General features: G+C 38.0%; 11 protein-coding genes and 2 pseudogenes. 3 read left to right on the top strand and 10 right to left on the bottom strand.

From position 1 onward, the window contains the following. Positions 1-59: 59 nt before the first annotated feature. Complete coding sequence (locus KFZ58_RS01470) at positions 60-512, bottom strand: MarR family winged helix-turn-helix transcriptional regulator (protein WP_235793109.1); 453 nt, start codon at positions 510-512, stop codon at positions 60-62. A 192-nt stretch (positions 513-704) separates the two neighbouring features. Here KFZ58_RS01470 and KFZ58_RS01465 point away from each other — a divergent pair, with 192 nt between their 5' ends. After that, entirely contained in the window at positions 705-1,148 is a 444-nt protein-coding gene (locus tag KFZ58_RS01465) for a MaoC family dehydratase (RefSeq protein ID WP_235793108.1), read from the top strand. A gap of 70 nt (positions 1,149-1,218) precedes the next feature. Here the strand turns inward: KFZ58_RS01465 and copZ are convergent, their stop codons facing one another. The 6 genes from copZ to KFZ58_RS01435 all read right to left on the bottom strand — a co-directional run bounded on the left by copZ (position 1,219) and on the right by KFZ58_RS01435 (position 6,500). Then, on the bottom strand, positions 1,219-1,428 hold the full coding sequence (copZ, locus tag KFZ58_RS01460; protein WP_235793107.1) for a copper chaperone CopZ: 210 nt from the start codon (positions 1,426-1,428) through the stop codon (positions 1,219-1,221). Positions 1,429-1,460: 32 nt separating this feature from the next. After that, positions 1,461-3,851, bottom strand: coding sequence for a heavy metal translocating P-type ATPase (locus KFZ58_RS01455; RefSeq protein WP_235793106.1), 2,391 nt, complete (start codon positions 3,849-3,851; stop codon positions 1,461-1,463). A 16-nt stretch (positions 3,852-3,867) separates the two neighbouring features. Beyond that, entirely contained in the window at positions 3,868-4,170 is a 303-nt protein-coding gene (locus KFZ58_RS01450) for a metal-sensing transcriptional repressor (RefSeq protein WP_255695003.1), read from the bottom strand. Between the two features lie 315 nt (positions 4,171-4,485). Further along, entirely contained in the window at positions 4,486-5,100 is a 615-nt protein-coding gene (locus KFZ58_RS01445) for a YdhK family protein (protein WP_235793105.1), read from the bottom strand. 262 nt (positions 5,101-5,362) lie between these two features. Continuing rightward, entirely contained in the window at positions 5,363-5,641 is a 279-nt protein-coding gene (locus KFZ58_RS01440) for a glutaredoxin family protein (RefSeq protein ID WP_235793104.1), read from the bottom strand. 133 nt (positions 5,642-5,774) lie between these two features. Next, the gene (locus KFZ58_RS01435; protein ID WP_235793103.1) at positions 5,775-6,500 is read right to left on the bottom strand and encodes a DUF1385 domain-containing protein; all 726 of its coding nucleotides are present in this window, start codon (positions 6,498-6,500) and stop codon (positions 5,775-5,777) included. Positions 6,501-6,879: 379 nt separating this feature from the next. On the opposite strand from KFZ58_RS01435, the gene KFZ58_RS01430 reads away from it, so the two are divergent. Next, on the top strand, positions 6,880-8,175 hold the full coding sequence (locus tag KFZ58_RS01430; RefSeq protein WP_235793102.1) for an N-acetylmuramoyl-L-alanine amidase: 1,296 nt from the start codon (positions 6,880-6,882) through the stop codon (positions 8,173-8,175). Between the two features lie 470 nt (positions 8,176-8,645). Here KFZ58_RS01430 and KFZ58_RS01425 read toward each other — a convergent pair. Further along, positions 8,646-9,038 (bottom strand): annotated as a pseudogene (locus KFZ58_RS01425) (alpha/beta fold hydrolase); the annotation flags it as partial. Between the two features lie 94 nt (positions 9,039-9,132). Here KFZ58_RS01425 and KFZ58_RS01420 point away from each other — a divergent pair. After that, positions 9,133-10,173, top strand: a pseudogene (locus KFZ58_RS01420) (IS4 family transposase); the annotation flags it as partial. Between the two features lie 211 nt (positions 10,174-10,384). On the opposite strand, the gene KFZ58_RS01415 reads toward KFZ58_RS01420, so the two are convergent. Next, positions 10,385-10,768, bottom strand: coding sequence for a DoxX family protein (locus KFZ58_RS01415; RefSeq protein ID WP_235793101.1), 384 nt, complete (start codon positions 10,766-10,768; stop codon positions 10,385-10,387). A gap of 512 nt (positions 10,769-11,280) precedes the next feature. Next, a complete protein-coding gene (locus KFZ58_RS01410) occupies positions 11,281-12,294 on the bottom strand; it encodes an LLM class flavin-dependent oxidoreductase (RefSeq protein WP_441360049.1) in 1,014 nt (337 codons plus the stop codon). Between the last annotated feature and the right edge of the window lies 1 nt (position 12,295).

Raw genomic sequence — 12,295 nt, 5'->3', positions numbered from 1 at the left:
TGTTCTTCAACGCTTTTCCTATAATGACTATACCTGCAAGTTATACATAGTTATGAACTTTAGTATGCGCCAACAACCTCTTGTAAATCTGTTAGCGCCTCTAACAAGTTTGCATATTTTTCCTTGCCTATACGACTTTCAATATTTTCTTGAATCTCTAACCATATAGGCGTAGCTTCTTCTAATTTATCAATACCTGCATCGGTTATTGAAATAGATTTTGTTCTTGAATCATTTTTATCTTTTGTAATGTACACATAACCACTTTTCTGTAAAACATTCACATTACGAGTTACTGTAGTTTGATCCAGTAACATAATTTCCCCTAGCTTGCTAATTGAAATTACTTTATGATGGGTGATATTTACTAACATGTAAAATTGGGTCACTTTTAATCCGGTAGATTGCATTTGCTTTTCATAACGTTGGGTAACAATTCTTGCTGCCTTTCTAAGGTTTGCACAAGCGCAAAATTGTATTATATGATCCATCTCATTCTGTTTGTTATTCATAAAGGACGCCTCCTTCGTAAAATTTTGATAATTATCTCTTGACAGATGATTTATTCACCCATATTATATATGTATATACATGATTTTTAAAGAGGAAACATTTTTTATTCTATACATGTATACACATATAAATCAAAGTAAGCAACGAATATACTCGACCCAATCAACAACATATCGGAGGGGATAATGATGATGAAACAGGAACTTTATCTTGATGATGTCAACGTAGGGGATACGTTTATCAGTGAAACATATCACTTAAATCCAGACAAAATAAAAAGATTCGCCAGTGAATTTGATCCGCAAGACTTCCATCTTGATGAGACGCTAGCAGAAGATACTTTCTTCAATGGATTAGCTGCTAGTGGCTGGCATACTGCAGCAATTACGATGCGATTATTGACTAGTAGCCTCCCCTTTGCTCACGGAGTTATTGGAGCCGGTGGAGAAATTAAATGGCCACGCCCAACAAGGCCGAATGATATTTTATATGTAAGGAGTACCATTAAAGAAATAAAGCCCTCTAAATCGAAACCTAATCAAGCACTACTATCTGTTGAGAGTGAAACTTTAAATCAGCGTGATGAGGTTTGTCAAAATTTAACATCTAAACTTTTGAGTTTTAGAAAAAGTTGAAGCAACCTTTTCCCTATGACACAAAAAGCTGATTTTCCTCCAACAGGAAAACCAGCTTTTTCTCATATATTTAAGCACTAACATCATAGCCTTGATCTTCAACAGCTTCTTTCATTGCATCCACATTTACTTTTGATTCGTCATAAGTAACATCTACTTTGCCGGAATCTAAATTAACTTCAGCTGCTGAAACACCATCTAATTCGTTTAATGCACCTTCAACGGACATTTTGCAATGACCACATGACATGCCTTGAACATCTAGCGTTTTTTGTTCCATGTTTTTTCACCCCCTTTGAAGGTTTAGAAAAATTATATCTTGACTCTCTTCAAGCGAAGGGAGTTAGAAACAACACTTACGGAACTTAGTGCCATTGCTGCACCAGCAACCCATGGTGCAAGTAATCCGATAGCTGCAACCGGGATTCCTGCTGTATTGTAGCCGAATGCCCAGAAGAGGTTTTGACGGATATTTCGAATCGTGGCATGACTAATTTTGATTGCTTTCGGTATGAGCAGTAGCTCACCACCAAGAATAGTAATATCTGCAGCTTCAATAGCTACCTCCGTACCAGTTCCAATGGCGATTCCAATATCGGCGATTGCAAGTGCTGGAGCATCATTTACCCCGTCCCCAACCATGGCAACTTTTTTATCCTGCAGCTGAATCTCTTTTACTTTATCCGCTTTTTCTTCAGGTAATACTTGAGCTATGACTTGGTCGATGCCAACCTGCCCGGCAATGGCTTGTGCCGTTCGCTCGTTATCGCCTGTTAACATGATCACTTCTAATCCTTGACCTTGTAACTCTTTAATTGCTTGTGGCGCTGTCTCTTTAATCGTATCTGCAACCGCAACAATTCCGCGATATTTCCCATTAACAGCAATCAGCATAGCCGTTTTGCCTTCCACTTCATACTCGGCCATTTCTTGCCCCTCATCACCAACAGTGACTAAGCGATCCTGCATTAGTTTTCGATTTCCAACAAGAATTTGATTGCCAGAGATCGTAGCTTCAATACCGTGTCCGGGTATAGCGTTAAAATTATCTACTTCATCTAAATCAATGTCTTGTTCTGTTGCATAGGCAACAATCGCTTCTGCAAGTGGATGTTCGGAACCTTTTTCCGCACTCGCGAGTAACCGTAATGTCTCATCATCACCTGTAAAGTTTGTTACTTCAGGTTTTCCTTTTGTGATTGTTCCCGTTTTATCCAACACGATTGCATCTAATGCATGGGTACGTTCGAGATGTTCTCCGCCTTTGAAAAGAATGCCGTTTTCTGCACCCTTTCCTGTGCCAACCATAATGGATGTTGGTGTTGCAAGCCCTAAAGCACATGGACATGCAATCACAAGAACAGCAATCGCTGCGACTAAAGCAGGCTCAATTTGCCCAGGTTGTACAAATGAAATCCATACGATAAATGTTAGAAGGGCAATGCCTACAACGATCGGTACGAAATAGCCAGAAATGACATCAGCTAATCGTTGGATTGGTGCTTTCGATCCTTGTGCATCCTCAACTACTTTTACAATTGATGCAAGTGCCGTATCTTTGCCAACTTTTGTGGCTTCCATTTCAATCGAGCCATTTTTATTTATCGTTGAGCCAATCAAGCTAGCATCTACGTCTTTTTCAATCGGGATGGATTCCCCGGTGATCATTGATTCATCTATAGAGGTTCTACCCTTTACAAGCCTACCGTCTACAGGTATTTTCTCACCAGGTTTTACAACTAACCGATCACCTACAGCAATTTCCTCCACTGGAGTCATGATTTCCTCGCCATTTCTTATCACGCGGGCTTCTTTTGCCTGTAAATTCAGTAACGAGGATAATGCATTCGTTGTCTGGGTTTTCGCTCTTGTTTCCAAATATTTACCAAATAAAATCAACGTTATGATGACAGCACTTGTTTCAAAATACAAATGCGGATCGTACGTTGGATTTCCGATGGTCCTAAATGCTTCGAATAGACTATAGAAATATGCTGCACTCGTTCCTAATGCAACAAGCACATCCATGTTTGCCCCGCCATTACGAAGGTTCTTATATGCACCAACATAAAATTGCCAGCCGATAATAAATTGTACTGGTGTTGCGAGTGCAAATTGGAACCACGGATTCATGAATATATCCGGTATATTCATATTAAATAAATGAACCAACATGGTTACTATTAGCGGCGCAGTTAACACGGCTGAAACGATTAATTTCGTCTTCATATTTTTAATTTCTTTTTCTTTATGCGTTTGCTTTTCTTCTGCTTCCGCTTTAGGATGTGCATCATAACCCAATTTTTTGATTTTATCAATGATTCCTTTTGTATCAACGAGTCCTGGGTTATATTCGACAGATGCCGTTTCTGTTGTTAAGTTTACATTTGCAGATTTGACACCGCCTTGCTTATTCAATACCTTTTCAATACGGGTCGAACATGCGGCACAGGTCATTCCAAAAACATCTAAATCAGTCTGTTCCATTAAAACACCATAGCCGACTTTTTCAATTTTATTCGAAATATCTTCGACGGAAGTTTTTTCTGAATCATAATCTACCGTTGCCTTTTCTGTCGTTAAATTGACCCGGGCTTCTACTCCATCCATTTTATTTAAAACTTTTTCAATACGATTGGAACAAGCAGCACAGGTCATGCCTGTTACACCAAGTGTTGCATGGTTTGTTTCGGTTTCACTCATGAATGCTCCCTCCTAACTACTTGGAAAACTGCTTCAGTACACTCATTAATTCCTCAATCGTTTCCGCGCCTTCACCTTGTTTAATCGCATCACTGACACAATGGTTGATATGTCGTTCCGTGACAGCGAAACCTACATTTTTTAACGCGGATTGAATGGCGCTAATTTGTACTAAAATATCTACACAATAGCGATCCTCTTCCACCATTTTCTGTATTCCACGAACTTGACCTTCTATCCGTTTCAGGCGGTTAATCGTTTTTTCCTTTTCAGCTTCTGTTCTTGGGGTAGTTGGGTGATCACGTAAAAACTTATCCAAATGAATCACTTCCTTTTCTTTTATAATTATACTATACCCCCATATGGTATGTTTGTCAATGAAAACTACCTATTTAGCGATTTTAATTTTTCACATCGGTCTCCATATTCATTTCTTTCTACCTAACATACTAGGGGAAGGGTATAATTTAATTTTAAAAACCCTCCCTAACATGCTCAGGTGTATAATGTCAGCAACCCTACATTTAGTTCTATTATGAAAGGATAAACGTGTACGTTATCATCAAACTTAAATTCGGCCCAGTTCTTGTACATGTCAGGCTTATCCTCTTGTGATATTCAATCCATATCACAATTATTCAGCAGATTCAAGTTCACTTTCAACAACCCATTTATGGTCAACAACTTTCACTCCACCTGTAGTTGGAGTGAAGTCCACCATATATACGGTGGTATCTTCTGCTGAATCAATTGTTGCAGTTGCACCATTCATCCCTTTCATATGATCTGTATTCAAGGTAACTTCAGTACCTGGTTCTAAAGGGTCATCTCCCGGATCTTCAACAAGAAGTTCCTCATGTATGACCCATTTGTGATCTTCCACAGGTTCACCGCCTGTTGTCAGGGTGTATGAAACAGTATAGGCAGTAGTGTCATATGCTCCTGTAATGGTAGCTTCAGCGCCACTCATACCCTCCATATTCATATGTTGGACGTTAATAATAGCAGTACTTCCGACTTCATATTTTGGGTTCTCTGCCTCTTGCATACCTGCAGGAACTTCCCCGGAACTAGACATGTGCTCAGACATATTACCTTGGGAATGGGAGGTTGATTCCTCATTTGTATTTTCCCTGTTTTCCTCATTTCCTTCTGCGTCGGTTCCCCTGTTACCACCGCCACATGCAGCTAATGTAAATGCGGAAACGATTAGTAAAACTGCAATTATTATTAATTTTTTACTTTTCATGTTAATCCTCCTTCAAATCTCTCGGTTTTGTTATTATTTTTCATACTTTAGCATGCGTTAATAGCTCTACTACAGAATTATTGATATAAGTAGCTTGCACCAGCGGCATAATACAATTCCTATTGGAGACAATCATAAATTTCATCACCCCTTACCTTCATTATTTATAATTTTAAATATTGATCAATCCTCTATAACCTGTACAAGAGGTATAAGCTAGTTAAAAAACAACCCACTAACCATTTAGGTTATATAATGTTAGTTACCCTACTTTTAATAGCTTCATTATTTCCTCCTTATTCCTCTCGAACCCTATCATGCTTTTCGGTTTTTTCACCAACCCCAAAAGAGAAGGATGGGAAAATACAAGAGCTGGTACGATTCTGCTTCCTGTTATTTTTTTAAGATCTCCCTCTTTAGCTGGTTGTTTTGATAGATCGTATTGCTTGTGGGGAATACGATGGCTTTGCAGGAATTTTTTTAAATCCTGACAATCCGAACAAGTAGGTCTCGTATAGATTTCCAGTTGATATTTAGCCATTTCTTTAATTCCTCTCCTTTAGCTTAAAAATGACCTCCTACATTTCAACCTTACCATACCCCGGATAGGTATTGTCAAATTTAAAAATTGATATAAGCTAAAAGCCATGCCACAATAACATGGCTTTAGGATGCTAATTTCCACCCATTGCTAATTCTTTCTCTTCTAATTTTGTAATCGCCTCTATTGCCACGTTTAAATGTTTTTCTTTCGGTTTTGAGGTGAATAGAGCATATTGCGCAGATTTTCCTATTACCAATACTGCATCCCAGATTATTTGTGGTTCATTTTTCCACAACTCATACCCAACACTCCAGGAAACCAAATATACCCAAAGCGGATCACCAAATACCATAAATAGTATAGAGTAACAGATGAAAATGGATATTACTAAATTTGTTCCGCAATCCTTATGTGTCCTCGGTTGCTTTTCTACTTTTTCCAACGTTAAATTCGAATCCTTCTCGTAAGCACTGTCAGCCATATGTTCTGCTGCATGATACTTCCCGATAGGTGTTATTTTTATAATAAGACCAGCGATAATTAGATAGCAAAACAATATCACGAAGGAGTTAATTGGGATGGTATATGAATTTGAGTTTCTAAATAATAAAAGCTCCATTAGGAACAAGATCATTACAAATGAAAATGGCTTCCAATTTTCGATTATAATCTCAAATATCATGGTGAAAGCACGAACAAAAGGCACCTTCGAAAGTATAATAAATATTTTCTTGTCCCCCTTTTTCAGTCTCGTTTCTGTAGTGATTTTCCCCTTCTTGAATCGGGATATTGCCTGATAGTTTTCTCCGGTAAAACGCACAGAGTTATAGCCGGCTCTTCCTCCGTATATTTCCAAAATAATCCCTCCTATAATCGCATTCAATTTTTTGAGCTATATTTTAATAGATTTTTTAGATGAGAGACAGTTTTTCAAATTCTATGTAACTACGACTATTTTACCATATATTCTTAATATTTATATCTATTTATTACTGATTATTTAATAGACTCTTATAAATTTATCAGTGTTTCTATCCCATTTTCAACATTTTTTGGTATTTGTGACCAGATAACCAACAAAGTTTATATGGAAAATATGAAGGTCGCTGTAATAGTACGTTGGAATGACTTCCTACCATACCGTGAAACTCTCAATCTAATTATTGGAATGTATATTGGTAAATTATGTTGGCAAAACTGTCAATATAGCAAACTACTAATTGGAGGCACTCAATATGAAAAACAACATTATTATAGGTATTAGTTTTCTAGTTTGCCTATTTATTTTTATCCCAACAGTTCATGCGGATAGTGGACAATTATACAAAGTCGATTCGGAAACATTGGAGTTACGGGATGCACCAGACCAAAACGCAAACATTCTAGCTGAACTAAAAAGAGGTGCAAAAGTTACTGTTTTTCAGGAATCATATGGCTGGGGAAGTACATTTTATAATGGAAATGAGGCATGGGGAGCACTGCATCAACTTGCGGCAGTGAATAATCCACAGAAGGGCGCAAAAGAACGACAAGTTCAAACTGCTTCATCTTCGGAAATAGATGCAGCGCCCGGTGAATCTGTAGAAAGTGCAAAACTGTACCAAGTGAAAGCACCTGTCGTAAGATTACGCAACGCTCCTGATAATAATGCAACTATCATTACTGAATTGAACAAGGGTGCAAAGGTTAGCATTTTTCAAGAATCATATGGTTGGGGGAAAACTTTTTATAATGGGAAAGAAGTATGGATCGCCCTGTACTTACTTGATGAAAGAAATAAATCTGCAGATCACGCGATGTCAGAGGTTAATGAAAAAGCTGATCCGCAACAAATAACAGAAGGAACTGAAAAAGAGGACTCAGAGGCAGAATCTGGCCAAAAAGATGAGGATGCGGAAGTAGAAGAAGAATTTGATGAAAAAAAAGAGTCAACTGCCAAAACTAAAGAAAAGGAGGAAAACCAAGATATTCAAGGAAAGCAACGTGGAGAAAAGACACTGTCCGGTTATCATTTTGTTATTGACCCAGGCCACGGTGGAAAAGACTCCGGTGCAATTCGATCAGAGGTAAATGAAAAAACTTTAGCACTATCTACAGGGAAAAAAGTCGAAGAACAGTTACGTGATAAAGGGGCTTCCGTTACATTAACCCGAACCGATGATACGTTTATTCCATTGGAGGAACGGGTGCAAATTAGTAATTCCACGAATGCAGATACATTTATCAGTCTGCACTATAATACATTTGAAGACCAAAATATACGTGGAATCCATACCTTTTATTATGACGTAGGTGATAATCAGAAGCTTGCCGATACCATTCAGAAATCATTGATCAATCACACAAACCTCAATGATCGCAGAGCGAAACAAGCTGATTATAAAGTGTTAACAGATAACCAACAACCGGCTTTATTAATTGAACTTGGTTTCATTAGTAATCCAGAAGAACGGCAGCTTGTCCAAACTGATAAGTATCAGGAGAAAGCCGCAAAGGGTATTGTCACCGGATTAGAAGATTATTTTAATTAGACCCCGAGTTTCGCCATAAATCAATAAAGTATGATAAAAACAATCCTTTAAGATGAAATGTTCTTAAAGGATTGTTTATTTCTCTAGTAAATAAAGGTTCACAAAGCAAGGTGCTCCTAATTCTACATACATTTCTTGAAAAGTTTTTTAAACCTTGATGCTCGTCAATTTCAAATATGTCTTTCTCCTTTATGATTGATTTGTAAGGAAAAACAATTGGTGATTACAATCAAGCCAAAATTTTAAAAAGGAGTTTATAGCCATGTTTATTAAGTGGATTCATACGTACAAAAAGCAAATTACATTTTTGTCAGGAGCATTGATGGCAAAAAGCTAAAGCCCATCAACCAATACTTCAAAAAACGATAAGCCACCAGATGGGGAAGAAGAATCATAGAGAAGAATTGAAGTGCACCCTAGAAGTTATTAGGGTGCACTTTTTTGCTCCGAAGTAAGAACCCGCCACATCATCAGTCCTTCAAAAATGTTAGAAGTTTTTCATTAAATTCTTTGGCATGAGTTACATTTAAACCATGTGGCCCACCTTTTATTAAGGCTAATTTACTTCCAGGAATCATTTCATGTGTTCGCTTCCCACTAAGTTCAAATGGTACAATTCCATCCGAATCGCCGTGAATAACAAGGGTAGGTACATTAAATTTAGCCAAATCCTTTCTAAAATCTGTCTTTCCGAAAGAAGAAATACAATCTAGTGTTCCCTTTGGCGAGGCCCATGCCGCAATATCTCTATTATATAATCGAAATGGTTCACTTACTAAGTCAGTCTGATCACCAGCAGCGAAAAAGTTTTTTGTAAACCCATCAAGAAACGCAAGACGATCATTCTTCACTCCATTTTCAAATTCCTAAATCCATTATAAAGGTTTTTTTATGCCAAGAACAACGAAAAACCGAAGATTCCCATTAATTTTTATTTTTGTATAAAATTAATGCAATGAAAATCTGAGACTAGATGATTACACGAAAAAGCTTACGACCAAAGCTTATATCAAAATTTTGCTTTTCGCACAGCTTCACGAAACCGATAGTTTAGAGGCAATGAGTGATGCATTACTTGATGATGACTTCCAGAAAGCGCTTGGCTTTGATTCCATTAGTGCATCCCAGCTGTCACGTAAAAATAATGAAGTAGCTCCATCGATTCTGGCTAGCATATTTTTGGATCTCGTTGGTCAGATCAAGGGATTTCACAAAAAGCAACCGAACGCTTCCATGCCATTAAAAGTCATTGATTCCAGTACGTTGCCCCTAAATCTCACAAATTTTAAATGGGCAGCGTTCCGTAAAACGAAAGCTGGCGCGAAACTTCATTTAAAGCTGGTATTCATGGATAAATATACGGTTTATCCGGAACAGGTGGTTATCACTCCAGCGAAAGAACACGACCGGAATCAATTAGAAGTTCTCGTTGATGATAAAGAAGCCATGTATGTGTTTGACCGTGGCTACGTAGATTACGAGCGCTTTGATCGAATGACAGATGAAGGATATTTCTTCGCTTCAAGACTGAAGAAAAATGCCGTCATTCGAGAAGTTCACTCTTTTTCACTACCATCAGAATCTGCGGTGTTATCCGATAAAATGGTTAATATTGGATCCACTCAGAACCGGGCGGAGAATGTATTCCGCTTGGTGGAAGTGGAGGATACGAAAGGAAATATCCTTCGTTTAATCACCAACCGATTTGATTTAAGTGCTGACGAGATCAGCGATATCTATCGTTCACGCTGGGCAATCGAGTTGTTTTTTAAATGGTTGAAACAACACGTAGAAATCAAACATTTTTATGGAATGAGTGAAACGGCATTACAAAACCAAATTTATATCGCACTCATCACCTACTGTTTACATGTACTTATTCAATTAGAAACAAAAAGTAACAAGTCGCTGCTTCGTATTAACCGCTGGTTAAAGGCAGCGTTATGGAAACCAGCCTATCTTTGGCTAAGCAGGTTTGACAACCAAACCGTTCCGTAATATCAACTATTGTCGTCGTCCCTTCTGGAATAACTGTGTATAATTTTCAAAAAATGGACAAAGCCACTTTTAGGTCGGCGTTGACTTTTTGGCAAAAAATAGTGGAACCTAGTTTACTGAATGTTCTCACTACATTTATGCAATGCTAGTGATATCTTTTAATCAACTCGACAAATGTATCGATAAATGATTATAAGAATTGAAGCGTCTATTAGCCTATGGCGTAAGCACCAGGGCCAATTAAAGCGATGCCGATGACGATTGCAATCGTAACAAACGGATATTCAATGCCGCCTTTATCGGACCAATAACCATTCGCCAAGTGGACTTTAAAAATAGCACCGACCATGACAATCGTAATCAGAGCAGCCGCAACCCATGGCAAGAAGCCTACTGCTAGCATCAAACCGCCGGCAAATTCAAATAAGCCAACTAAAGCAGCCATTGTCACTCCTGGTTTGATACCGATCGATTCAAAAAAGCCCCCTGTATTTTTAAGCCCGTTACCACCAAACCAGCCAAATAGCTTTTGTGCACCATGTCCTGCCATGCTGAGTCCGATGACTAATCTTATTATTAATAGGCCTATATCCATAAATATAAAACCTCCTACTTTTTATTACTATGTTACTTTTTGTAACGAGAACCAATATATTATAAATTCAAGATGTTGTCAAACAGCAAAACTTGCCAAATATAGAAGTAGGTAATTTCGTTTCTGACATCCTATAAGGATCATGTAAGGCTCAGAATTTAACATCTGCTCGCTAGAAAAATTATAGTCTTGGATGTGCAATAGATAAAAAGAATCCATTTTGAAAAAGATTGATCAAAATGGATTCCTATCCTGCAGATTTTTTTAAAAAGATAATTATTTCAGTAATCCTTATTCTACTAAACTGCATCATTTACTTTACGTACAACGTTTTACGATCTTCCTTACAACTAAAATCAACATTTTACTTGCTGCTCTGTTCCGATACAGATACAGTAATTTTTAATATGAATGTGCCGGTGAGAAAGATTGATGGAACAGATGCGATAACTTTATACGCAGCTCACCTAAAGATTAAAGTTAGAAAAAGGCATTCCGAACTCTCACAAATCCTAATTAAATGCTTCAGCCAATAATTCAATCGCTTTTTTGCGGGCTTCCAACCCTGGCATAAGCGGTATTAACAGAACTTCATCAGCCTTAAATTGAGTAATTAACGCCTTTAATTGTTCTGTAACACTTTCAATATCGCCCACTACCATCCGGATTCGATTCGCTTGAATGATCGCCTTTTCTTCTTCCGTATATGAATAGTTTCGAGCGGTTTCAACGGATGGAAATTCTATCAAATGACCAAAGTTATCCTTGCCGAGAAGCCATAAATCTAAGGCTTCTGCGTATTTTTCCGCTTGCTCATTCGTTTCAGCAACGACAACAAACGGGGAAATGGACACTTTTGGCTCTGGCATGAAAGATGAAGGGTTAAATGCCTTACGATATACTTGTGCTGCTTGGATACCAATATGCAATTTATCAATCCCTGCAAGTGGAAATAATCCAAACGTATAGCCAATTCCTAACTTAGCAGCCATTTTAGCACTCTTGACACTAGTTGATAACACCCACATCTGAGGAACGGTTGAAACAACAGGGTTAGCAGTAATGCCAGAGAAACGATGGTTTTCATCCACTTGATCGCTCAAATACTTGGTTAAATCAACAATACTCTGCTCGTAATTGATTTTATTCTTTTTATTTTCATTCAATGTCCGATTCACAATGGCCGTTCCTACCGTATTGCCTATTCCCAGATCAATTCGACCAGGATGAAATGCTTCGAGAATCCGAAAATTTTCAGCTACTTTATATGGACTATAATGCGGAATCATCACACCACCCGAGCCGATACGAATCCGCTCCGTCGCATCTGCCAAACGCATCATGATTAATTCCGGTGAACTACTGGCAAAAGCAGGAACGTTATGATGTTCCGCCATCCAAAACCGTTCGTAACCTAAGACTTCAGCTAATTGAGCTAGTTCAATCGTATTCTGCAAAGCTTTCTGGGCACTTGAACTTTCATCAATTTGCGCATAATCCAAAATCCCTAATTTAATCAAGTTCACC

The sequence above is a fragment of the Virgibacillus sp. NKC19-16 genome, assembly GCF_021560035.1.
In the GTDB taxonomy this organism is placed as follows: domain Bacteria; phylum Bacillota; class Bacilli; order Bacillales; family Amphibacillaceae; genus Virgibacillus_L; species Virgibacillus_L salidurans.
This window is presented reverse-complemented; position numbering and strand designations above follow the sequence as displayed.

Excerpts from the sequence above, each read along its gene's own strand:
- KFZ58_RS01470 (WP_235793109.1), bottom strand. The coding sequence starts at position 512 with ATGAATAACAAACAGAATGAGATGGATCATATAATACAATTTTGCGCT.
- KFZ58_RS01465 (WP_235793108.1), top strand. The coding sequence starts at position 705 with ATGAAACAGGAACTTTATCTTGATGATGTCAACGTAGGGGATACGTTT.
- copZ (WP_235793107.1), bottom strand. The coding sequence starts at position 1,428 with ATGGAACAAAAAACGCTAGATGTTCAAGGCATGTCATGTGGTCATTGC.
- KFZ58_RS01455 (WP_235793106.1), bottom strand. The coding sequence starts at position 3,851 with ATGAGTGAAACCGAAACAAACCATGCAACACTTGGTGTAACAGGCATG.
- KFZ58_RS01445 (WP_235793105.1), bottom strand. The coding sequence starts at position 5,100 with ATGAAAAGTAAAAAATTAATAATAATTGCAGTTTTACTAATCGTTTCC.
- KFZ58_RS01440 (WP_235793104.1), bottom strand. The coding sequence starts at position 5,641 with ATGGCTAAATATCAACTGGAAATCTATACGAGACCTACTTGTTCGGAT.
- KFZ58_RS01430 (WP_235793102.1), top strand. The coding sequence starts at position 6,880 with ATGAAAAACAACATTATTATAGGTATTAGTTTTCTAGTTTGCCTATTT.
- KFZ58_RS01415 (WP_235793101.1), bottom strand. The coding sequence starts at position 10,768 with ATGGATATAGGCCTATTAATAATAAGATTAGTCATCGGACTCAGCATG.